The organism is Avibacterium gallinarum (genome assembly GCF_002921135.1).
GTDB lineage: Bacteria > Pseudomonadota > Gammaproteobacteria > Enterobacterales > Pasteurellaceae > Avibacterium > Avibacterium gallinarum.
The window spans coordinates 102827-126869 of the sequence record NZ_PQVJ01000011.1 but is presented as its reverse complement, the minus strand read 5'-3'; the positions used below and the strand labels follow the sequence as shown (position 1 = coordinate 126869).

21 protein-coding genes are annotated in these 24043 nt (G+C 41.7%); 4 read left to right on the top strand and 17 right to left on the bottom strand.

All coding sequences use genetic code 11. The features are described 5' to 3' along the window. Window positions 1-14 precede the first annotated feature (14 nt). The 3 genes from malG to malE all read right to left on the bottom strand — a co-directional run bounded on the left by malG (window position 15) and on the right by malE (window position 3742). Entirely contained in the window at window positions 15-905 is an 891-nt protein-coding gene (gene malG, locus C3007_RS04110) for a maltose ABC transporter permease MalG (protein WP_103853230.1), read from the bottom strand. An 8-nt stretch (window positions 906-913) separates the two neighbouring features. Further along, window positions 914-2455 (bottom strand): maltose ABC transporter permease MalF, encoded by a 1542-nt coding sequence (malF, locus tag C3007_RS04105; RefSeq protein WP_103853229.1) that lies wholly within the window; start codon window positions 2453-2455, stop codon window positions 914-916. A gap of 96 nt (window positions 2456-2551) precedes the next feature. Further along, window positions 2552-3742, bottom strand: coding sequence for a maltose/maltodextrin ABC transporter substrate-binding protein MalE (gene malE, locus C3007_RS04100; protein WP_103853228.1), 1191 nt, complete (start codon window positions 3740-3742; stop codon window positions 2552-2554). Window positions 3743-4096: 354 nt separating this feature from the next. Between malE and malK the strand changes: the two genes are divergently transcribed. The 3 genes from malK (at window position 4097) to malM (ending at window position 7719) form a co-directional block, all read left to right on the top strand. Then, window positions 4097-5215, top strand: a complete 1119-nt coding sequence (malK, locus tag C3007_RS04095) for a maltose/maltodextrin ABC transporter ATP-binding protein MalK (protein ID WP_103853227.1) — start codon at window positions 4097-4099, stop codon at window positions 5213-5215. Window positions 5216-5366: 151 nt separating this feature from the next. Then, a complete protein-coding gene (locus C3007_RS04090; protein WP_103853226.1) occupies window positions 5367-6638 on the top strand; it encodes a maltoporin in 1272 nt (423 codons plus the stop codon). A 193-nt stretch (window positions 6639-6831) separates the two neighbouring features. Beyond that, complete coding sequence (malM, locus tag C3007_RS04085) at window positions 6832-7719, top strand: maltose operon protein MalM (RefSeq protein WP_103853225.1); 888 nt, start codon at window positions 6832-6834, stop codon at window positions 7717-7719. A gap of 57 nt (window positions 7720-7776) precedes the next feature. Here malM and C3007_RS04080 read toward each other — a convergent pair whose 3' ends face one another. From C3007_RS04080 to C3007_RS04055, 6 genes are all read right to left on the bottom strand, one after another. Next, a complete protein-coding gene (locus tag C3007_RS04080; protein WP_103853224.1) occupies window positions 7777-9030 on the bottom strand; it encodes a DUF2254 domain-containing protein in 1254 nt (417 codons plus the stop codon). A 93-nt stretch (window positions 9031-9123) separates the two neighbouring features. Then, the gene (locus tag C3007_RS04075; protein ID WP_103853223.1) at window positions 9124-11142 is read right to left on the bottom strand and encodes a TonB-dependent siderophore receptor; all 2019 of its coding nucleotides are present in this window, start codon (window positions 11140-11142) and stop codon (window positions 9124-9126) included. A gap of 60 nt (window positions 11143-11202) precedes the next feature. Then, window positions 11203-11997, bottom strand: a complete 795-nt coding sequence (locus C3007_RS04070) for a DUF4198 domain-containing protein (RefSeq protein ID WP_103853222.1) — start codon at window positions 11995-11997, stop codon at window positions 11203-11205. Window positions 11998-12084: 87 nt separating this feature from the next. Beyond that, window positions 12085-13998, bottom strand: a complete 1914-nt coding sequence (gene fhuB, locus C3007_RS04065) for a Fe(3+)-hydroxamate ABC transporter permease FhuB (protein WP_103853221.1) — start codon at window positions 13996-13998, stop codon at window positions 12085-12087. Beyond that, window positions 13992-14858, bottom strand: coding sequence for an ABC transporter substrate-binding protein (locus C3007_RS04060; protein WP_103853220.1), 867 nt, complete (start codon window positions 14856-14858; stop codon window positions 13992-13994). Before C3007_RS04060 ends, fhuB begins: the two co-directional genes overlap by 7 nt. A gap of 9 nt (window positions 14859-14867) precedes the next feature. Continuing rightward, entirely contained in the window at window positions 14868-15632 is a 765-nt protein-coding gene (locus C3007_RS04055) for an ABC transporter ATP-binding protein (protein ID WP_103853219.1), read from the bottom strand. Between the two features lie 191 nt (window positions 15633-15823). Between C3007_RS04055 and C3007_RS04050 the strand changes: the two genes are divergently transcribed. Then, window positions 15824-16768: a sigma 54-interacting transcriptional regulator gene (locus tag C3007_RS04050; protein WP_370445377.1), complete on the top strand. Its 945-nt coding sequence runs from the start codon at window positions 15824-15826 to the stop codon at window positions 16766-16768. Window positions 16769-16789: 21 nt separating this feature from the next. Here C3007_RS04050 and hflX read toward each other — a convergent pair whose 3' ends face one another. From hflX to C3007_RS04010, 8 genes are all read right to left on the bottom strand, one after another. Next, a complete protein-coding gene (hflX, locus tag C3007_RS04045) occupies window positions 16790-18181 on the bottom strand; it encodes a ribosome rescue GTPase HflX (protein WP_243397661.1) in 1392 nt (463 codons plus the stop codon). A gap of 2 nt (window positions 18182-18183) precedes the next feature. Beyond that, window positions 18184-18477 carry an RNA chaperone Hfq gene (gene hfq / locus C3007_RS04040; protein ID WP_103853217.1) on the bottom strand — a complete coding sequence of 98 codons (294 nt, stop codon included), beginning with the start codon at window positions 18475-18477 and terminating at the stop codon, window positions 18184-18186. Window positions 18478-18580: 103 nt separating this feature from the next. Continuing rightward, window positions 18581-19507, bottom strand: a complete 927-nt coding sequence (gene miaA, locus C3007_RS04035; RefSeq protein WP_103853216.1) for a tRNA (adenosine(37)-N6)-dimethylallyltransferase MiaA — start codon at window positions 19505-19507, stop codon at window positions 18581-18583. After that, window positions 19507-21480 carry a DNA mismatch repair endonuclease MutL gene (mutL, locus tag C3007_RS04030; RefSeq protein ID WP_103853215.1) on the bottom strand — a complete coding sequence of 658 codons (1974 nt, stop codon included), beginning with the start codon at window positions 21478-21480 and terminating at the stop codon, window positions 19507-19509. The genes miaA and mutL overlap by 1 nt, the downstream gene beginning before the upstream one ends. 8 nt (window positions 21481-21488) lie before the next feature. Next, window positions 21489-22820, bottom strand: a complete 1332-nt coding sequence (locus C3007_RS04025; RefSeq protein WP_103853214.1) for an N-acetylmuramoyl-L-alanine amidase — start codon at window positions 22818-22820, stop codon at window positions 21489-21491. A 51-nt stretch (window positions 22821-22871) separates the two neighbouring features. Next, window positions 22872-23348: a tRNA (adenosine(37)-N6)-threonylcarbamoyltransferase complex ATPase subunit type 1 TsaE gene (gene tsaE, locus C3007_RS04020; protein ID WP_103853213.1), complete on the bottom strand. Its 477-nt coding sequence runs from the start codon at window positions 23346-23348 to the stop codon at window positions 22872-22874. A 94-nt stretch (window positions 23349-23442) separates the two neighbouring features. After that, on the bottom strand, window positions 23443-23784 hold the full coding sequence (locus tag C3007_RS04015) for a type II toxin-antitoxin system HicB family antitoxin (RefSeq protein ID WP_103853212.1): 342 nt from the start codon (window positions 23782-23784) through the stop codon (window positions 23443-23445). Further along, a complete protein-coding gene (locus C3007_RS04010; protein ID WP_103853211.1) occupies window positions 23781-24029 on the bottom strand; it encodes a type II toxin-antitoxin system HicA family toxin in 249 nt (82 codons plus the stop codon). The genes C3007_RS04015 and C3007_RS04010 overlap by 4 nt, the downstream gene beginning before the upstream one ends. Window positions 24030-24043: the final 14 nt, after the last annotated feature.

Genomic DNA, 24043 nt, shown 5'->3' with positions numbered 1-24043 from the left:
TACTTTTCACTAAGTTAGCCTTTTACCCCACCTGCGGTTAAGCCACCCACAAGCCAACGTTGTGCCAATAAGAAGACAGCAGTGATAGGAATGGCAGAAAGCACAGCAGCGGCAGCAAAATCGCCCCATAAATAGTTTTGTGGATAAAGATATTGTTGCATACCTACCGCAAGGGTATAACTTTCCACATCACGCAAGAGCAGTGAGGCGATGGGCACTTCTGTAATGGCTGCGATGAAAGATAAAATAAATACCACCGCCAAAATAGGGACAGAAAGCGGAAGCAAAATCAAGCGGAATGCTTGCCACGGTGTTGCACCATCTAATTCGGCGGCTTCTTCTAATGATCCATCAATAGTTTCAAAATATCCCTTGATCGTCCAAACGTGCAATGCAATACCACCGAGATAGGCAAAAATCACGCCAGCGTGCGTATTTAAGCCGAGAAACGGAATGTATTGTCCTAGGCGGTCAAATAACGCATACAAGGCAACAAGAGAAAGTACGGCTGGGAACATTTGAAAAATAAGCATCCCTTGCAATAGCGTTTTTTTACCTTTGAATTTCATTCTGGCGAAAGCGTAAGCACAGGTGGTGGAAAGTGCGACAATGCCTATTGAAGTCAGCGTTGCGACTTTCACCGAGTTCCAAAGCCAGAGCAATACAGGAAACGGTGGGGGCGTGATGCTGCCATCAGAATGTACCACATCAAACCCGAGAGCGAGCTTCCAATGTTCCCACGAAATTTCGTGTGGAATAATATCACCAAGCGCCAAATTTCCCGGGCGTAAAGAAATGCCAACCACCATTAACAGCGGAAACATTATTAACGCAATAAATGCAATTAAGAAAAAATGGGTTGCCCATAGGCGATAGCGTAAGGATTTTGCTTGAACAATAGCCATAATTCCTCCTAGTCAAATTTCATTTTTGTGGCTTTGATATTTAATAAAGCAAGCCCTGCGACTAATAAGAAAATGAGGGTTGCAATGGCAGCAGCGAGCCCGAAATCTTGGCTACCGCCGCCTTCAAATGCAATTCGGTAAGTGTAGCTCACTAAAAGATCTGTATGCCCTGCTGGCGTTGTTGTGCCGATCATATCTGGTCGCCCATTGGTTAATAATTGAATTAGCACGAAATTATTAAAGTTAAAGGCGAACGAGGCGATCATTAATGGGGTAAGCGGTTTTAACAATAGCGGCACGGTAATTTTACTAAAATTTTGCCAAGTTGAAGCGCCGTCCATTGCCGAGGCTTCATATAAATCGTTTGGAATCGCTTTTAAGAGACCCATACACAAGATCATCATATAAGGATAACCTAGCCAAGTATTTACGATTAAAATCATTACTTTCGCTAAGAAGGGATCATTAAACCATTCAGGGCGAATGCCGAAAAGCTGGTTCAAGATCATATTGATTTCACCGAAACTTTGATTAAATAACCCTTTGAAAATTAAGATAGAAATAAATGCTGGAACAGCGTAGGGTAAAATGAGGAAAAGACGATAAAGTGCTTTGCCTTTTAAGGCTTCCCATTGTACAAGACTAGCAAAAATCATTCCTAAAATTACGGTGAAAATAACTGTTAGCACTGAAAACACAATCGTCCAAATAAAGATTTGGATAAAAGGTTTTTGAATTCCTTCATCGGTGAAAATTTTAATGAAATTTGCGAATCCGATAGAAACAGTGAAGCCCGGTTCTAACGTTTCCTTAAGCCAGTTGCCTTGAGAGTCAATTTGTTGAAAAAAGCCCGTATCAAAATTGGCTAAATAGATTTTTCCGTTTTCGTTATTAATGAGCTGATGTGTGGTTTCATCATAACGATAGCGTGAGCTTTGAGCCGAAAATTGACGTAATGAGCTCATTGTTAATGCTGAACCATTCGGCAAAATTAGGGTCATCCCTTGCAAGGCTTGGCGATTTTGCGTGATGGTTTTCAGCGGAGCAGCATTAATGTCAGGCAAATCTTGCTGGGCTAAATGAACTTGTGCGGGTACTAAAGATACAGGGGCGGAAAGAAAATATTCGCCATTATGAGATAAGCCAATTTGATATTTTCCTTCAGTTTGTGGGTAGAGCTTGAAATCATATTTTTCGCCAGATAAATATTTCTGAGCGGTTAAAACGTTTAACGCACGCTCAAATGAAAGTTGGTTTGTGCTGCTGTAATTAGTGAATGCGATGGCGATAGTGGCGACTAGTGGGAATAAAATAAAGATGATCATTCCCGTCAGACCAGGGTAAACATAACGCCACGCATAGGCTTTAGGGCTGCTAAAAATATACATGCCAGAGGTAAGGATTACGAGGGTTAAAATCGCAAAAAGATACTCACCTTGGGAATACATCAACATTACCGCATAAAAATCTAGCAGTAAAATAGTAATAATTAAAAGGTATCTGACAAAATGTCGCTGAGTTAGGTTGGGGCTTAAAAATGATGATCGCATACTACACCTCAAAAAACTGTGAAAAAAAGCACCGCACTTTTATTAACGCTTAGATTTAGCGCTTAGGTAAAAGGGGAGTATTCTCCCCTAAGAAAATTATTGTTGTTTTAAAATTCTTTCCTGAGCTTCATCAAGAGCTTGTTTCACCGTTTGACGACCATTTACCGCATTGATAATTGCACTGCGCTCGGCATACCAAAACGCGGACATTTGCGGAATATTTGGCATAATTTCGCCATTTTTTGCATTCGTCATTGTCGCTTCAATGCGAGGATCAACAGCAAGTTTCGCTTGATAAGATTTCAATGCAACAGCGCCTAATGGTTTGTCTTTATTCACTGCCTCTAAGCCTTCATCGGTTAAAAGATAATTTTCTAAGAACTCAACGGCAAGATCCTGATTTGGGCTTGCTGCATTAATTGCAGCACTTAATACACCAACAAAAGGCTTAGAAGGGTTGCCATTTAAAGTTGGGAGCACAGCTACGCCATAATTAATACCGCTTTTTTCAATATTACCCCACGACCAAGGTCCATTGATGGTTAATGCGGTTTCTCCTTTGTTGAAACTGGCCTCCGCAACGGAATAATCCATATCAGGATTGATCACTTTATCTTTGACTAAATTAACTACAAATTGTAAGCCTTGTTGTGAGCCTTCATTATTTACACCAATATCTGTAGGATTGTAGCGTCCATTGGTAAATTTGAATGCATAGCCGCCATTAGCCGCCACCACAGGCCAAGTGAAATAAGGTTCAGCAAGATTCCACATAATGGCATTTTTTCCTTGGGCTTTTAAATTTTTATCCACTTCAATAACTTCTTCCCAAGTTTTAGGAGGGGATTTGATGAGATCTTTGTTATAAATTAACGAAAGGGATTCAATCGCCACAGGGTAAGAGATCACTTTGCCATTATAGGTTTGTGCGTCCCACACAAAATCAGCAAATTTTTCTTTAAAATCAGCACTAGGGTGTAATTCGGCTAACAAACCTGCTTGTGCATATCCACCGAAACGATCGTGTGCCCAAAAAATAATGTCAGGCCCATCACCTGTTGCGGCAACTTGTGGGAATTTTTCTTCTAGCTTATCAGGGTGCTCTACAAGCACTGGAATGCCCGTGTCGGCTTCAAATTTTTTTCCGACTTCCGCTAAGCCGTTATAGCCTTTATCGCCGTTAATCCAAATAACAAGTTTTCCTTCAGTCATTTTTGCCATTACTGAGCCAGAAAAAACAAGACTTGCTAGCGTGCTTAGGGTAAAGGTCAATAAGGTTTTTTTCATAATATTACTCCTGATAAATTGTGAGTTAATAAAGGATTGTTGGTTTCATTATGCGTTAATTTTGTAATTTTTTATCCTCCTCCGTTCTCCTCCCCTGAATAAAAATAAGCGTGTTATAGTAATTTCTTTTATTTATGTGATATGGCTCACAAAAATGAAAAAGAAAAATGTGATCGGTATCACAAAATAACGATAAATAGTGCGTCTTTGGTAAGTAAAATCATTTTAGACGATTTTTTTATCTAATCCTTAAAAAAATACCTAAGGGAGGATCTTTTTAAGGAAAAGATCAGTGAAGATAAGGCACACTGAATTATCCTAGCATTCAGATATAAACGCAAAATGAGGTTAAATATGGCAAAGGTATCCTTACGCAACGTGGGTAAATCCTACGGAAATGTACAAATTTCAACAGACATTAATTTAGAAATTAATGAGGGTGAATTTGTTGTTTTTGTTGGACCTTCTGGTTGCGGAAAATCCACATTACTCAGAATGATCGCAGGACTTGAAGATATTAGCACTGGGGACTTATTCATCGGAGAGAAAAGGATGAATGATGTACCTCCAGCCAAAAGAGGTATAGGAATGGTGTTTCAATCTTACGCCCTCTATCCTCATTTGAATGTGGCAGAAAATATGTCTTTTGGTTTGAAACTGGCTGGCGTGAGCAAAGCTGAACGTGAATCGCGGGTGAATCAAGTGGCAGAAGTATTACAACTTGCTCACTTACTTGATCGCAAACCGAAAGCCTTGTCGGGTGGGCAGCGACAACGTGTAGCAATCGGTCGAACCCTAGTTTCTCAGCCTGAAGTCTTTTTACTAGATGAACCTCTTTCCAATCTTGATGCTGCATTGCGGGTGCAGATGCGGGTAGAGATTTCCAAATTACACAAAAAACTAAATCGTACAATGATTTACGTTACTCACGATCAAGTGGAAGCGATGACGCTTGCGGATAAAATCGTGGTACTAAAAGCAGGCGGAATAGCACAAGTGGGTAAACCGCTTGAACTTTATCATTATCCGGCCAACCGCTTTGTTGCTGGCTTTATTGGCTCACCGAAAATGAACTTTTTGCCTGTTAAAGTAACTGGTGTTGAAAATGAGCGGGTCAGAGTCGAATTACCTGATGCCAATCATCATAACTTTTGGATTCCTGTTCGCGGTGATGGCGTGAAAGTGGGAGATAACCTTTCCCTTGGTATTCGGCCAGAGCATCTTGTTCCTTCCGAAAACGCCGAAGTGACTTTGCGAGGCAAAGTTCAAGTGGTCGAGTTATTGGGTAATGAAACGCAAATCCACCTAGAAATCCCTGAAATCAAACAGCCTACATTAGTCTATCGCCAAAATGATGTGGTACTGGTGGATGAAGGTGCGGAGTTTGATATTGGGATCGTGCCAGAACGTTGTCATTTATTCAAAGAAAATGGCATAGCCTGCCCAAGGCTTTTTAAAGAAAAAGGTGTGTAGAAACGCTTTTATCACCGTTTAATCTCATAGTAAGACGAAGCAGCTAGCAGTATAAAGCGATACAGCAAACTGAAGCTATCCCACTTATTAAGAAATCAAACGGCGATATTTTCCTTTTCCTAACCTAAATTATTCTCAAGTGAGGTCGATTATGAAAAACGCAAAAACACGCATTGCAACCATTATTGCAGCAAATTTTATCGCACTGAGTGCGAATGCCGTTGATTTCCACGGTTATGCTCGTTCAGGTATTGGTTGGACATCTGGTGGCGGTGAGCAGACTGCTTTCACCGTAAACGGTGGTGGTTCAAAATATCGTTTAGGTAATGAAGCAGAAACCTATGCGGAATTTAAACTAGGACAATCACTTTTCAATGAAGGCAATAAATCTATTTATTTAGATTCCAACCTTGCTTATTCCGTGAACCAACAGGGTGATTGGGAAACTACAACGCCAGCGTTGCGTGAAATTAACGTTCAATTTAAAAACTTCCTTGACAGCCTACCAGACGCAACATTATGGGCAGGTAAACGTTTTTACCAACGCCACGATGTGCATATGAATGACTTCTATTATTGGGATATTTCAGGGCCAGGTGCTGGGGTTGAAAATATTGATGTCGGTATCGGAAAACTCTCTTTTGCCGTAACCCGAAACACAGAACAAGGTGGCGCGTATGGTTGGAACTACAACCCAATTACGAAAAAATGGGAGTCCACCCGTGATCAAGATAAAGACGTGTATAACGATGTTTTTGATGTGCGTCTTGCCGATCTTGAAGTGAATAAAAACGGAAAATTAGAAATCGGGCTAGATTATGGTAACTCTCACACCAAAAATCATGCCAGTCGAGTAGAGGGAGCAAGTAAAAACGGCTATATGCTCACCTTAGAACATACTCAAGGCGAATTTTTCGGCGGTTTCAATAAATTTACCGTGCAATATGCCACAGACGCGATGACCTCTTGGAGTACAGGGCACTCACAAGGCGGCTCAAATACCAATAAAGGGCATATGCTACGTTTAATCAATCAAGGCGTTGTCGCACCGTCAGATAAAGTGGAAGTGATGTATGCGTTAATTTACGAAAAAACCGATTTAGATAATCATCAAGGGAAAACGTGGTATTCCGCAGGCGTTCGCCCGATGTACAAATGGACAGACACAATGAGTACGCTGGTTGAAGTGGGTTATGATCGCATTAAAGATCAACAAACAGGGTTGAAAAATCAGTTAATGAAATACACCCTAGCACAGCAATGGCAAGCGGGTAGCAGCATTTGGGCAAGACCAGCAATCCGCGTGTTCGGGACTTATGCTCACTGGAATGATAAATTTAACACCCAAAAACGCACTGATGCAGGTTATAAAGCCAAAGATGGTGAATTTATCGCAGGCGTACAATTTGAAGCTTGGTGGTAATGTCAAATAGCTAAATTAATTTCATTCTTATACAACCAGTTGCTTACGAAGCTGTAATAATAGGTGACATCAGATTTTATGAAAATGAAAGCGGTTTAGCGCCTTGCATAGGCAAGCAAAAATTGCGAAAAAATCACCGCACTTTTGCTTGCCTAGTTCCAACAATACACAGGCTTTTCCAAACGAGGTAACAATGAAAAAGAGAATTTTTTTGACTGCACTTTTTGCTGCAACCCTTTTAACAACGCATCCCATTTTGGCAGAAGAATTTTCTTTGCCATCGAAAAGTTTAACACAATTACATTGGCAAGATGTTGCCTTACCGCAGCAAGTAAAGATAGAACTTAATGCCGTACAAAAACAAGCGGTTACGCTTCCTTTTGCTGGTGTCGAAAGCCCTATTGTTGCATACCGCTTACCTGCTAACCAAGGAACGATAGAAATCGAAATTGAAAGTGCGGTGCAAAATCAGCAAGTTTTTGTTCCGAATGTGGTGGTGTTGGATAGCCAATTCAATGTCGCCGCACATTATGATTCCAGCTATTTCAAATTACAAGAAGAACGTGGGCTAAAACCCAATCGCTTAGTCGCGATGTTAAATTTAACGCCAGTGAACCAAGGAACACTTTATTTATTAATTTACACCACAAAAGCGGATTTGGCGAAACAAACGCTTGTTCCTCATCCTTCAAAATTATTTGCTAAAGCCACAGGTAAACAACCACCTGCGATTGCCGATATTCAAGTTGCTCACAGTTTAAATGGCAAGCTCACGATCAATTTCCAACCTACAAATGGCACGAATTTTATCGGTTTAAATCAAATTTTAGGCGTGGAGAAAAAAGCGCCGACGGCAAGCACTGTAATTGCAAATCAAACGACAACACAACCATCACAGAATATAACAAATGGAAATAATGCAAAAGTTGAAAAAGAAACAGAAGCTTATTTTAATCAAGCCGTCCTCAAGGCATTAAAACAAAAAGACATTAACCGAGCCTTAAACCTTGTTAATGAGGCTGAAAAATTGGGGTTAACGACACCGAGAAAGTTATTTTTACAGAAAGTTTCTGCAAAATAATGCTTATCTGTCTTTTTCATTATTTACTGCACCAATAGGTGCAGTTTTTTTATGTTGTTAATGAAATAAATCCTGATGCAAAGCTTGGAGCTGCGTCTTTTCGCTTTCAAGGGAAAGCCCATTTAGCGCATAATCTAAATCTATTTTGGCTTGTTTTAGTGCGGCTTCTCGAATGGCTTGATTGTCTGATTGTGTCCGTAGCACTGCAAGCGCTTTTTGTACTTTGATGTGAATTTCTAACATTGCACTTCCATCACGACAAATCGGCGTGAACGGTTGTAAAACAAGTTCTTGTTCATTGAGATTTAACATTGCTAGACGATCATATTTCACCGCTTGCTTTTCTGCTTTGCTATCAAGTAGTAAGCGTAATAAAACGCTAATCACTTTAATTGCCGTGCCGGGATCGTTCACTGCTTGAGATAAGGCACGTTGCGCCACTTCGCTTAACACAATCAAACCAAATTTTGGATCTTGTGCATAAGAGCGGTTGTTTTCGATGATAAAATTTTCTTGCAGCTGCGCCATTTCTTCAATGGATTTATTGACATAAGCCAGTGGCATATCCGTATAAACCAATTTTCCCGGTTGAATAGCAATTTCAATTTCGCAGTCATTTTTGTCAGCAAAATCTTGCAAATTTTGCATATTGATATGGCTTAAATAGCCTGTTTTATGGGCGTGGATGGCATAAGTAAAGCGGATTTTGTCAAGGGATTTCGCCCCCATATTAGGCTGTTGCCAATAATTATTTAGGGCTTGTTGTGAAGCCGTTTCAATTTTTTCTAAGGTATTATTTAATAGCCCGAGCTGCGATAAGGCGCTCACCCAAGTAATTAAGGTGGTGATTAAATAAATCAGCACGCAAATCGTACCAACAAACAGCACAAATCGTCCTGCTTCGTTGTAATAGCCCATTCCGAGCGTGATTTTGGCAATCACCGCATATACAAAGGCGGAAATAAAACTTGAAATGGCAAGGCGAGTGGTATTGTCGCCCATCACCAATTCCGTCGCTCTTGGCGTCGCGCCGTTAGAAGCAGACGAAAAGGCGGAAACCATAATAGAAAGGGAAAAGGTACTCACTGCCAGCATACTCGATGCCATAATGCTGAGAATATCATTGAGCAATGCTTCACTAATATCTGGCATTATATTTATCGGCAATGCTTTGTTTTCAATCAACGCAGAGAAAAGTGCCAAAAATACGGCAAATAACGCCCCTAAAATTGGCGTGAGCCATAATCCATTACTTGGTTTTTTTAGCCATAAAATTAGGGTAAAAAAATGCTCTTTAAGATAGCTTAACATTCGTTTTCCTATATTGAGAGAGAAATGCTTACCATAGCAGATTTTGCGCAGAAAGAAAAAGGGCTGAGAGATCAGCCCTAAGATTATAGATAGTTAGAATTTATAAGAAATATTTCCTGTAATTCTACGTCCTTCTCCCATATAACACCAATAAGCATCACAAGTGCTAACATATTTTTTGTTTGCTAAGTTAGAAATATTGACTTGAGCACTCCATTGTGGAGAAAAGTCATATTTTGCCATTAGATCTAGTAAAGTATAAGCTGGTACTTTTTCGTCACTTAAACCATTTGTACTTGTTCCAATGTAACGAATACCAGTACCGATTTGTAGTCCTGATAATGAATTATCTGTAAAACGGTAATTTAAGTAAGCCGCATAGCTATGTTTAGGAATAATAGCTGTACGAGTAACGGTATTAGAATAGGTTTTGGATTTTGTATAGGTGTAAGATAAAAGTGCAGCTAAATTTTCTGTTAAATTTACATCTGCCTGAAATTCTATGCCTTTACTCGTTTGTTTCCCAACCTGAGTACTAATTGCTTGACCATTAACCGTATTAGATACTAGTGCATTTTTTTCTTTCAAATCAAAATAAGCTATAGAGAATTTGCCATCAAGAAATTGAGGTAGATATTTTAACCCTAACTCGTGTTGCTCACCTTCATAAGGTTTATATCTAACAAAAGTTCCGTTTACATTTGTACTTGAAATAGGCTTAAATGATTCCGAGTAATTATAGTAAGGGGCTAATCCATTATCTGCAACATACATAATTCCTGCGGAATAGGTATTATGCCTAACATCATAAGACTCATTACTGAAAGCGCTACGATAATCACCTTTAGCAAAATCACGTCTTACTCCTAAATTAATAAGTAATTTATTTTGGAAACTCAAATGATTTTGAAGGTATAAACCTAACTGACGATCTTTATTAGTGTAAGGTGTCAATGCAGAGAATGGGGCAGATGCAGTTGGATAGTTACCATAAAGGTTACTTAAAGCAACGCTACCATAACCATTAGAAGCAGTATTTTTTGAATGAGAATAATCTCCCCCCACAACTAAAGTGTTTTCAATATCATTGAATTTCCAGGTTTTACTAAGATGATTGTCAATAGTATGAATAAAGGTTTTTCCGCGTACAAGCATTGTGCTAAGAGAATTTCCATCCCAGCCTAAAGAGGCACTAAATTGATCTTTATTACTATACGCATAGCGATAGTTTGAACTAAAGAGTAAACTATCTGAAAATTTATGAGTAAATTCATAGCCGATGCTATATTGATTACGTCTGAAGTATTCATCTACATTCTCAGAAAAATTGGTTCGACTTGAGAAGCCACCTTGCTTCATAATGTCATATTTAGGGAAAAAACCTGAAGAAGGTACGCCATCATCGTGCTGAATACTTGCCAATAAAGTGAGATTGGTATTTTGAGAAATATCCCAAGATAGGCTAGGGGCTAGATAATAAGCATTGCTGTAACTACCTCTTGGTTCGCCGTGATGACGTAAATAATCAGCAACAATACGATATCGCAATGAATCACTAATTGCACCAGTATAATCAGTAGATATTCCTGTTTCGTGGCGGTTGCCTAAAGTTAGCTTAAATTCACCTTGACCCACCTTCCCTTTGTGAGGGCGTTTACTTATTAAGTTGATTAAACCACCTGTATTTGCAGTTCCATAAGTTAAAGAATCTGCCCCTTTTACTACTTCTATGGCTTCTAATCCATAAATATTTGGTTGCCAATGATAAAAACCAAAATCATACAGGGTTGTTCCATCAATTCGAATTGTAGGGCTGAAGCCTCGGATTTTAATCCAGTCATGAGTATCTATATCACCGCCAAAAGGTTGGCTTAAAATACCTGCCTCATATCGACCAATTTGATCGATTTGCTGATATCCTTTTTCGCTAATTTGTTCTTGGGTAATCGTTTCTACTGAACCTGGTGAGAGATATTCTACTTTTCCAGCTTTAGCCACCGATCCAACAACATCAATTTCGTCCAACTGCTCCACCTCTTCTGCGAAAACCCCTTGGCTTGCAGCGAAAAGTGCGGTGGAAATTAATGAGAGTTTAAAAATATTTGCTTTCATACAGCTCCTATTGTGTTAATAAAAAATGGCGTGCGGTGAACACGCCAGTTAAGAAAAAGGTTATTTCACTTTAAAAGTATAAGTGCTATAAAGTTTACGTTTTTGGCACACTTTTTGATCTGGGTAATCCATTTCATAAATTGCCTTGATTTTCCAAGTCCCCGCTAAGGCAGGAATGAAATTCACCTTGCCTTGAGCGTCCGTTTTGCCAGAGAAAGCTTGCGGTTCACGGTGATCGTAAACGGCTTTTTCATCAAGTTTGGTAAACTCGTTGGTGGTGCCGATAATGCTCACGCCTTTGGCTGGCTGCCCTTGATACAACACTTGCACTGGGAACACGTCCATTACGCTAACTTGGGTTGGATCCACCAATGGCACAATTTCCAGTGGCAAGCCCACAGGGGCAATGGCGAAATCGCTTACTTCAACCCCGTTGTTCACATAGGTTGTGGCGAACATACTGGATTCTTCACAGTAATTGGCGTCTGTCATTTGAGTGAGATTTTCACGTTTCCAGCCCTTTTCATTTTTTGACCAGAAAGTTGGTTTGTAGCTTCCTGAAATTTTGAATTCGCCCTTACCCAATGGGGTTTTGGTGACATAATGATAATTTTCTCCTTGCTGAGTGAGCGTGGTATTTTTGCCGTCAGCTTGGTGTAACACCAATGGATTGAGGATATTTAAACGGCCTTCCGCAATTTTTTCGCCTAATGGGAATTTATCCCCATAGCCTAATACGGCAAGCAACGGCTTGTCTGCTTCTGCGTGTTGTGCATAAGCCCATAAATCGTGTGCTTGGCTGGTGAAAGGTAAAGCTAATCCGCAAAGCAAGGTGAGTTTAGTCAGTTTTTTCATTTGATTTCTCCTATTTGTTGATAAAAAATTTACGTTTTTTGCACCGCACTTTGCTGAACAGCTAGCCGAAAGTGCGGTGTAAATTTGTTACATTTTTCGCATTAACCATAAAAAATAAGTTCCGCCAAGCAGGGTTGCTACTAAACCTGCAGGGATTTCATAAGGGAACAATAATTGCCGTCCGAGCCAATCTGCCATTATCATCACCGTGCCACCTAATATGCCTGCGGCAAGTAGCTGGGTTTTGCTTTGACGAAAGCCTAAGCTGTATGCCAAATGTGGCGCAAGCAAGCCGATAAAACTGAGCGATCCCACAATTAAAGTGGCAAGCAAGGTGAGTAAGATGGCAAATAAAAACAAAATGCTACGCGACTGTACGAGGTTCACCCCAAGGGATTGAGCCACTACGCTATTTAAGCTGAGTAAATCTAGCCAGCGAATAAAAATAAAGCTCAAGGCGAAAAGTGCCGCCACGATAATCAGCATAGGGATTGCTACCTCATTGTTGGCGTAATAGGTTGAACCCGAACCCCAGCTTAATAATTGCCACGCTCGGGGATCGCCGCTAGCGATAAGTATGCGTTGCACGGCGTCAAATAAGGCGGAAATGCTGATTCCTGTGAGCAACACTTGATCAGGTTGCAAGCCGTTGCGGCGATTGATAAGCCAGATTAATCCTAAGATCAATAATGCTCCCAACGCCCCCCATAATACATATTGGCTAAGTACGCTCGCCCCTGCAACAAAAATCGCTAATAACACGCCAAAGCTCACGCCGGAAGTAATACCCAGTAATTCAGGGCTTGCCATTGGATTGCGGCTTAAGCGTTGTAAGATCGTTCCCGCCAAAGCGAGCATTATGCCTGCACAAAGGGCATAGGCAAGGCGTGGGAAACGCAAGTTGAACAGGCCTTGATCTAAGTAAACTTGCCAGCCGTTTACGCCTTGAGCTAAAAATAAAGAACAGCCTAACGCGGCAGCCAAAAACAGCGGTAAATAAAGTGCGGTGCTTTTTTTGTCAGAATTTTTCCACGCACTTTGGCTTTCTTGTACGCGTCCATATTGCTGACGATGTTTGAACACGAGCCATAATAACAAAGGCGTGCCGAATAATGCGGTAATTGAGCCTGTTGGCAAGGAAATGCCTTGCCATTGTTCAATCAGTTGCAGACAGAGATCGGCAATCAACAATAAAATGCTAGCAAAATAGGCACTTCGCCATAATAAAATTTTAAAGCGATAATCAGGATATTGCCGCGCGAGCGTGGTAGCGGCTAAGCCAATAAAGGCGATCATTCCTACGCGGCTGACAATAATGGCGACTAAATAAGCGGCAAGCAACACACCGAGCAGGCGGATTCTTTTCACATTTACGCCTAAACTTTGTGCGTTACTTTCTTGTAATTGCAGAATTTGCAACGCAGGGCTAAGTAGCACGATGCCGACAATGGCAGGGGCGAGTAACGGCAGCAGGGTTAGGCTGTCATACCAGCTTTCTTGTACCAGTGAGCCGCTGCCCCAAACGAGCAAGCCACGGCTTTCTTCAGGGTAAAACAGCATTAAAAGGGAAGAAAACGCCCCAAGATAAAAACTCACCACCAGCCCTGCAAGCACGATCAACAACGGCGAAAGCATTTGCCGCCACGCCAGTAATAGCACTAAGCCTAAGGCGAATAATGCCCCAATAAAGGCTATCGGCGTGGTGCCGAATTGCAATAAATTTGGCAAAAACAGGGTAGCCAGAAACAGGGCGAATTGTGCGCCACCGCTTACGGCAAGGGTGCTGTCGGAAGCCAGCGAATTATTCATAATTTGTTGTAATAATAGCGAAGCCACACCTAGGCTTGCCCCTGCCAAAATTGCCATTAGCACGCGCGGCAAGGTAAAATTGAAAATCAGCAGTTGGCTGGTTTCACTTTGTTCGGGCTGTTGCCAAAGTAGCAACGCAAATAATGCCAGTGCAATCAGCCCAAGGCTTGGCATTAAACGAATTTTCACCATTGGCTTTCCCCTTGTGGCTGACGTAATCCTTGGCTTAAGGCAAGGGCTAAACGCTGAGCGGAGGGCAGAGCGCCGAATGTCCAAATGGCAGGTAAAATCAAGGGATCTTTCGCTAAAGGCAAAGCTTGCCATAGGCTATTACTTGCCAGTTCTTGTGGCACATTTTGCGGATAAGGCTTGATGATCACTAATTTTGCGTGAGGGAATTGTGCGAGCTGATTTAGGCTAATTTGGCTAAATCCCCATAAATTTACTGCTTCTTGCCACGCATTTTGTAGTCCAAGTTGGGTTAGCACCACACCGGGCAGACTTTGTTTGCCGTAAACACGCAAATGACGACCATCAATAAATTGCACAATTAACAACGGGCGTGCTTGAAATGGGGTGAGCAAGGCTTTTTGTGCGGCAAAAAGGGTTTCGGTTTGATGAATTAACGGCGTGGAATCCGCCCCCACCACATTGGCAAGTTGGCGTGTTGCTTGAAGTTGATTTTGCCAAAAATCGCCTGCTTGGTAGAAATTAACGAGATCCAAGGTTTTTACGTTGGACAAATAAGGCAAATTGGCTTGTGCGGTGGAGAAATACATATCGCTATTGGGGAAAATTTCAATATCAAGTTGTGCCAATAATTCTTTATTAGGTTGTAATCTTGTACCTAAATCCACCGCACTTTGTGGTAACGCAGGTTCGCTCACCCAGTTCTGATAACTTTGTTTATCCCCTACGGCAACAGGCGTTACGCCTAGTCCGAGCAAGGTTTCGGCGATCGTCCAATCTAAGGTGGCAACCTTTGGTGTCGCTAATGCGGGCAAAGTAACAATAAGCCAAAGGGCGTGCAATAAGTAAGCATATTTTTTCATTATTGCCCCCTAAAAGAACGCCACTGGAACCTGATCCACAGGGTGGGATAGCACTTGCAGATCAATATGATAAATTTGCTCAAGGGCTTGTGGAGTCATAATCTCTTGTGGCGTGCCTTGCATTAATAATTTGCCTGATTGTAAGGCGATGAGTTCATCACAAAAACGTGCGGCAAGATTGATGTCGTGGATCACAATGATCACGCCTAAATTGAGCTGCTTCACCAGCTTTTGGATAAGTTGCATTACTTCCACTTGATGAGCAATATCCAACGCTGCCAAGGGTTCATCTAATAATAAAAAACGGCTTTGCTGTACCAATAACATTGCCAGCCACACACGAGAACGTTCGCCGCCTGAAAGGGTATCCACAAATTGATCGGCATAGGCTTGCATATTCGTCCATTGCAACGCATTTTGAATGGCTTGCTCATCTTGTTTAGGATTACGCCCTAACAGCCCATTCCACGCATAACGCCCCATTTGTAGCAGCCCTTTTACCGTTAAATTTTGTGCGTTCGGCAAATATTGTGGTAAATATGCCACTTCACGGGCAAAGGCTTTGTTTTTCCATTGTTGAATAGGTTGATTAGCGAAATGCAACGTACCGCTCGAAGGAAATTGCTGACGTGCCAAGAGTTTAATCAGGGTGGATTTACCCGAACCATTTGGCCCAATAATGCCATAGATTTTTCCCGTGCCGAATTGCAGCGAAATAGGCTGCAACAACACTTTTTCAGGTAACGCAAAAGACACTGAATCTAATTCAAACACAAGATTTCCTACGGCGAATAAAATAAAGGTGGTGGATTTTAATTGATAACCGTTATCATTTCAATAGATGTATTCTTAAAAATAAATGGGTATCTTAAAAGACGATTAAAATTGTAAATTTTTCTTTCCATTTTTACGGAAAAGTTTACAATACTTGCCAGTTTCATCAAAAAATGGCGTGGAGGCAAGCAATGTCAGCAGAAAAAGATCTTTTTTCACAAGTGGTTACGCAAAGCCACAAAATGCAAGAATTAGTGGAAAAAGCCAAAAAATTTGCCCTGCTAGACGCGCCTTTGCTGATTCAAGGTGAAACGGGAACAGGCAAGGATCTCATTGCGAAAGCCTGTCATTTTTATAGTCCGCGGCGAAAAAATCAATTTATTGCGGTGAATTGCGCAGGGCTGCCAAGTGAAGATGCTGAAAGCGAAATGTTTGGACGCGCCAATGCACAAGCGGAAAGCCAAGGCTTTTTTGAATACGCCAACGGTGGCACGGTGTTGCTTGATAGCGTGGCTGAATTGCCGTTGAGCTTACAAGCAAAATTATTGCGTTTTCTAAATGATGGCACGTTTCGCCGCGTAGGCGAGGAAAAAGAGCATTATGCTGATGTGCGCGTGATTTGCACTTCGCAAATTCCCCTTAGCCATTATGTGGAAAAAGGCAAAATGCGCGAAGATTTATTTCATCGCTTGAATGTGCTGAGTTTAACCATTCCCCCATTGCGCGAGCGTAAAGAAGATATTCCACAGCTAACAGAAATGTTTGTTCAGCAAATCAGCCAAGAATTGGGTATTTCTGCACCGCACTTTGATGAAGCCTTTCTTAATTATCTTACCCATTACACTTGGGCAGGCAACGTGCGAGAGTTGCACAACGCCTTGTACCGCGCTTGTTCATTGGCTGAAAATAATCAACTGGCTATTGCCGATTTACACTTGGTGGAACAAGAAATTCCGTTGCCAAGCATTGAACAATTTGGCAATCAAACCCTTGATGAAATTATGAATAATTTTGAAGCAATGGTATTGCAGAAATTTTATGAAGAGTATCCAAGCACTAGAAAACTGGCTTCCAGATTGGGTGTTTCACATACCGCCATTGCCAATAAATTAAAACAATACGGCATTGGGAAATAGCAAGCAACAGAAAGGCTTTGTTTATTTGCTTACATAGTCCGATAAGTGCGGTTGTTTTTTCAGTAATTTTTGCCATTCGCTTTGTTCAATATTCACCTTCAGCAAAAATTCCCCTTGCTCACTGATTTTTTCTTCACGGATACAATCCATTTCATACAACCAATGGCGAATTTTGCCCGCTTGCGGCGGCAAGCAAAGCTGTAGTTGCACAATGCTTTTGCTTAATTTTTGTCGAATGGCATCGAATAATAGGGCAATGCCTTGTTGCAAATGGGCGGAAATATACACCGCAACAGGGCGATTTTGTTCATCATATTCAATATGCGGAGCAAGGTTTTCCACTTGATCAATTTTGTTATAAACCAGCAAGGTTGGCACTTGAACCGCATTGATTTCTTGCAAAACTTCGTTCACCGCGTGGATATTTTCTTCTTTTCGCACATCGGCACAATCTACAATGTGCAACAACAAACTGGCTTCCGTGGTTTCTTGTAGTGTGGATTTAAAGGCAGAAACCAAATCGTGCGGCAGATCTCGGATAAAGCCCACGGTGTCTGCCAAAATCGTTGTGCCAATATCGGGAATGCTTAGGCGGCGTAATGTGGGATCAAGGGTGGCGAAAAGCTGATCCGCCGCATAAACCTCTGCATTGGTGAGCAAATTAAACAGCGTGGATTTGCCTGCATTGGTATAGCCCACCAAGGAAATGGTTGGAATATCCGCTTTCTTTCTGGTTTGACGATTTTGATTGCGCTGTTTTTCCACTTTATTCAAGCGATTTTGTAACTGAGCAATGCGAACTTTGATCAAACGGCGATCGCTTTCCAGCTGCGTTTCACCCGGGCCACGTAAGCCTACCGCGCCTTTTTGCTGATCTAAGCCTGTTTTACGCCGTACTAAACGAGTGGCAAGATGTTTTAACTGAGCCAACTCGACTTGTAATTTCCCTTCGTGAGATCGTGCACGCTGAGCAAAAATATCTAAAATCAGCCCCGTGCGATCCACTACGCGACATTCACAAAGGCTTTCTAAATTTCGCGTTTGCGCTGGTGTAAGGCAATGATTCACCAAAATCACATTGGAGTTGTGATCTTTTACCGCTTGGGCAATTTCTTCCGCCTTGCCCTGACCGATAAAATACTTCGCTTGCGGTGTGGCACGGCTGGTGGTGATAATGGTTGCAATCTCCACCTGAGCGGATTCTGCTAAAAGCTGAAATTCAGCTAAATCGTCCAGATTTTTATCCGCAGAAAAAAACGCTTGCACAATAATGCCGCGATCTTGAAGTGGATTCGGTGATGAGAGAGATTGTGAAAAAGGCGAAAGTGCGGTAGAAATTTCGTCTAAATTTTCTACCGCACTTTTTTCTATTGTGCTTTGTTCTAATAAGCTTGAAATGGTTGGATTATCCAAAATTATTCAGCTTGTGCGTCTGCGGCAGCTTCTGCAACAACTTCTTGGTTTGCATTGTGCTGTTGTTGGTGAGCTTGGTTATTGTGATGAGAAACCGCACGCGCAGGCACAACCGTAGAAATTGCGTGTTTGTAAACCATTTGGTTTACGGTGTTTTTCAATAAGATCACAAATTGATCGAAGGATTCAATTTGTCCTTGTAATTTAATGCCGTTGACTAAATAAATGGATACAGGAATACGCTCGCGGCGTAACGCGTTTAAATAAGGATCTTGTAATGATTGTCCTTTTGCCATCTTTTTTTCCTTCTTATATTAGTTATAGGGTATTATGGGAACAAAATTGTCTCCGATGTTCAATATAGCAATAATCTTTATTAATGTCATCATTGCACAAGAATTATTTTAACGTTTGCGTCATCTGGTCGAAGGACTTATCGGGTTGTAAGCTATCAAGCCAAGTGAGCGGACTTTTCCAGCCTCGTAGCCAAGTAATTTGCCGTTTCGCCAACTGCCGTGTCGCACAAATGCCACGAAAAACCATTTCATCGTGATCATAATCGCCTTGCAAATATTCCCACATTTGACGATAGCCCACACAGCGAATGGACGGCAAATCCGCGTGCAAATCGCCTCGCTGATAGAGTTTTTCCACTTCTTGTTGAAAGCCTTGCTCGATCATTTTATGAAAACGCTGTTCAATGCGTTGGTGCAAAATTTGGCGATCTTGCGGAGCAATGGCAAATTGCGTGATCTCATAAGGCAGTGCTTCGCCTTTTTGCTCGGTGAGTTCGGTGAGTGATTTGCCTGTGAGATAAAACACTTCTAAGGCGCGGTTGATACGCTGGCTATCGTTCGGATTAATGCGTTGCGCAGAAATAGGATCAATTTTCGCCAGTTCTTGATGCAAGCCATTCCAACCGATTTGTGCGGCTTTTTGCTCAATTTCTTGACGCAAATTTTCATCTGCCGATGGCAACGGTGAAAGTCCTTCAAGCAGGGCTTTGTAATAGAGCATTGTACCGCCCACTAACAAAGGAATTTTGCCTTGCGCCGTGATGTCCGCCATTTCACGCAGCGCATCTTGGCGAAAATTTGCCGCAGAATAGCTTTCGCTGGGATCTTTAATATCAATCAAACGGTGCGGGGCGAGTGTTAGTTCTTCAGCATTGGGTTTTGCCGTGCCAATATCCATTCCACGATAAATTAATGCAGAATCCACGCTGATCACTTCCACCGGGAAATGTTGGCGTAATTTGATCGCTAAGTCTGTTTTGCCTGAGGCCGTTGGCCCCATTAAGAAAATCGCGCGAGGTTTGGCTGACATTATTGTTCCTGCTCTAAATAGATTTGCCAATTAATGGCGATAAATAACTGGGATAAATGAAATTCTGCCTGTTGCTGAGCCAGTTGTTCCGTTTCACTGAGCAAATTTACCGCATCGCTGAAAATCTCAATTTCCGCATAATCCAGTTGCTGACAAAGTGTGGTTAAAAATTGCGTGAAATTATCCACGTTTTGATTGAGCAGATTGCCCACACATTGCTGTAAATTTTGCTGACGCAAACAGTTCGGCACTTTGGTTAAACTGATGCGATGCAGGGCAAGATTTTCATTAAAATCAAAACCTGCTTGCACAAAGAACGCTTTTTGTTGCTGCCAATGGGCTTGTTGTTCCGTGTCCAAGCGAAACATTATGGGAATCAGCAGCGCTTGCTGCGGCACATTATTTTGCTGCAGGCTTAATTGAATATGCGTTTGTTGTAATTTTTTAATTGGCAACAGATAAAATTGCTGATTTTGTTGTAATAACAAGGCCTTATTTTCCACTAAGGCTAAGGCGCGTAGTATATGGTTAGATTGTGCAAGGGGCATTTCAGGCGCAGACTGAATATTGCTCGGTGCAGCTGTTTGCGTGGTTTTTTGCAATTCCCCTGTTCGTAGTAATTCACCATAGGCTTGGCGTTCTTTTTTGGATACCGCAGGCGTTTTGGCGTAATGCTCAAAGTGCGGTGTAAATTTTGCTGATTTTTCTACCGTACTTTCTACCGTACTTTCTTTTGACGCTTTTGGCATATTTTTTTCAGCTGTGCTTTTCCCTGCGGTGTTCTGCTCATTCCGTTCTGAATAATCAGGCATTGGCTGAAAAATATTGCGTCCTGCTGCCGCACGGTTTGCCGAACCCTGATTAGGCTGCCATAAGCCTTGTGGCTCTTGTACTTGGAAAGTCTTTTCTTCTCGTTGTGTGGCGGTTTCTGAGGGCGACATTTGTTGCGCAGTAATCTCATTACGCCCTAATTCAAAGCTCGTTTGTAAGGCATTTTGTACACCCTGATAAATAAAATCGTGTACCAAACGGGCTTGCTGAAAACGCACTTCGTGCTTGGTAGGGTGAACGTTCACGTCCACTTCGTTAGGGTTGAGATCAATAAACAGAATATAAGCAGGGTATTCTTCCGCGCCTAAATAATCGGCATAGGCCTGACGAATAGCGTGGGTGATCACTTTATCACGTACCATTCGCCCATTCACATAGCAATAAGTGAGATCGTTTTGCGACCGCTTAAAATGCGGTTCAGCTACCCAACCAGAAAGGTGCAAATCATCGTGCTTCCAATCAATATGCAGGGCGTGAGCAATAAACTCATCGCCGCAAATGGCAGCAATGCGCTTTAATTTTTGCGAAAAATCCACCGCACTTTTGTATTGACGCACGATTCTGCCATTATGCGTAAGCGTGAAAGCAATATGCGGTTTGGCAAGCGCGATGCGGCGAATCACTTCATCAATATGGGAAAATTCCGTTTTATCGGTGCGTAAAAATTTACGTCTGGCAGGCGTATTAAAAAATAAATTGGCGACTTCAACGGTGGTGCCAACAGGGTGAGAGGCGGGCTTGATGGTGGTTTCCATTTCTCGCCCTTGAGCGTAAACCTGCCAAGCTTCTTTTTGCTTTTCCGTGCGCGAGGTGAGTGTAAGGCGTGAAACTGAGCTAATACTTGCTAATGCCTCGCCACGAAAGCCTAAACTTAGAATGGTTTCTAAATCTTCAATGCTCGCAATTTTGCTGGTGGCGTGGCGTGCAAGGGCAAGGGAAAGTTCGTCTTTCGGAATACCTGTGCCGTTGTCGCGAATACGGATAAGGCTTGCGCCACCATTTTCAATATCCACTTGGATTTTATTCGCACCTGCATCTAGGCTGTTTTCCACTAATTCTTTCACCACAGACGCAGGACGTTCCACCACCTCGCCGGCAGCGATTTGGTTAGCAAGTTGCGGTGGCAGAATTTGAATTGGCATTGGCGTTCCTACTTTTGTAATTGGATTTTTTGCCCTGTTTGCACTTTGCCGTCTTTCAATTTAGGGTTGAGCTTCAACAGCGTTGGAACAGGGATGTTATATTGACGCGAAATCGCATACAGTGTTTGATCTTTTTGTACAGTATGGAATTTCGGCGTTGTTTTATCTTTTCCGTTATTCTCGCTTTTTATCTTTTTATTCGCTGTTTTATCCGCTTTTTTGTTGCCGGTTTTTGACTTATCTGTCTTTTTATTATCTGCTTTTTTGTTTTCTGTTTTGCTTGTTGCTTTACTATTTTTCGGCTCGGCTTTACTTGTTGCAGCTTTGCTATTTTTACCATTGTCAGGAATTTTAATGGTTTCACCAATCCATAATTCACGGCGTTTGAGCTTGTTTAAGGCGATAATATCGCTCATTTTTACATCATATTTTGCCGCTAATCCACCAAGGCTTTCACCATTTTTAACTTTATGACGAAGTCCGCTATCTTTAATTTGCGTTTGTGATTTTTCGTTTGAGTTTTTGACCGCACTTTCTTTCACCGTAGGCGTCTTGGCTACATTAATGTCACTTTTCACATAACGGCGGCGGAAATCCACAAGGCTTTCATAAATCACCTGAGCCAGTTTTTTACGATAAGCAGGGGAGTTGAGCTTCTTTTCTTCATCGGGATTGGACAAAAATCCTGTTTCCACCAAAATAGACGGAATATCGGGCGAACGTAGCACCCCAAGGCTGGCGTGTTGTGGTGTGCTGCGGCTTAAGGTGGTGATTTTGGCAAAACGGCGCAATACAATCGAACCAAGCTCATAGCCCACACGTTGGCTATGGCCAAATTGTAAATCTAGCACTGTTTGATCTAAATATTTCTCTTTATGTGAAGCTAGCACCGAACCTGCGCCGCCTAATAACTCAGAACGCTTTTCATGATCTTCCAACCATTGCCCCATTTCGCTGTTGGCGCGGCGGTTGGATAGCACCCACACGGACGCACCGCGTAAATCAGGGGAAACAGACGAATCGGCGTGAATGGAAACCAGATAATTCGCTTTATATTTGCGTGCAATCTCTGAGCGTTCTGGCACAGAAATATAATAATCGCCTTTGCGCGTTAGTACCGCGCGGAAATTGGGATCTTTATCCAACAAGGCTTTAAGTTCTCGCGCAATAGAAAGCGTTACATTTTTTTCATAAATGTGTTGGGTACGGCTAATTGCACCGGGATCTTTTCCGCCGTGTCCGGGGTCAATGGCGATCGTCCAAACATTGGCGAAAGCGTTTGAAACGGCGACAAATCCGCATAAGAAAAAAAGGTAAATAAATCGGTAAAGGTTTCTCATTCTAAAACTTCACAAAAAAATAGCTTAGGTTAAATGGTATTATCAATCAGTTTATGCGATGAGCTGTTGAATAATCTGCTCGCCTTGCTTGCTTTTGGCGTGCAAAGTGAGATTGCGTGCATCATCAACATAATCAATTTGAATGATCAAATCAGGCTCAGCAAGTAAACCACGCCCTTTTTCAGACCATTCAATTAGGCAAATACTTTGCGCATTAAAATAATCACGAATGCCCATAAATTCTAATTCTTCGGGATCACTTAAACGATATAAATCAAAATGATAAATGGATTTTCCCGCTAAATGATATTCTTCCACCAAGGTGTAAGTTGGGCTTTTCACCTTACCTTCATAGCCTAACCCTTGGATCATTCCACGGCTTAGGGTGGTTTTCCCTGCGCCAAGATCACCGTTTAAATAAATCACAATGCCTTTTTCTGTCGCCATTTGGCTAACAATTTGCATTAATTTCGCTCCAAAGCGACACATTGTGATTTCATCAGGAATATATTGATTAAACTGTTCCATATTTTCTCGGTGATTGGCTAATTTTAGATAAAAATAGTGCGGAATTGTACCGCACTTTTATTGTATTTTGTAGGGGAAATGATACGAGATTGTATTAATTTGTAATGCCAGCACGCTCTACTTTTTCTTTAATTGCTTCGGCAACAAAGGCATTCAAGCTCAGATCGCCCGCAGCCAACACGGCATTACGGTGAAGTTCTTCGCTAATTCTCACATTAAATACGCCTTTGAAAGGTTTGTCAGGCGTTCGCCCAAGTTCTTGGCAATCTTGTAAATACAGATCCACAGAAGTTTGAAATTCTTTCTCTAATTGTGGCAAGGTTTCTGCTTCGTAGGTAACCACATCTCGGATATATGCCAATTTGCCAAATAGCACATTATTTTCTAAATCTGCTTCTATAGTGCCGACATAGCCTTTGTATTTGAGTAATGTCATAGTAATCCCACTCCTTTTAATCCCTCTTTAACTGATTTTAACGCCCCACCTTTGATGTAATTTTCAGGGTGCGGTTTATGTAACAAGATTAAGTGATCAAGCTCTGCGTTGTAAAATCTAACGCGCGAGCCAGCCATTTCACGTTTTTCATAGCCTAACCGAGCTAATAAGGTGAGTAAATCTGTCCAAATAAAGGTATTTTTAGCGTTAGCTAATTTTTCTAATAATTTTTCAGATTTTCCCATATCCACCTTATTGA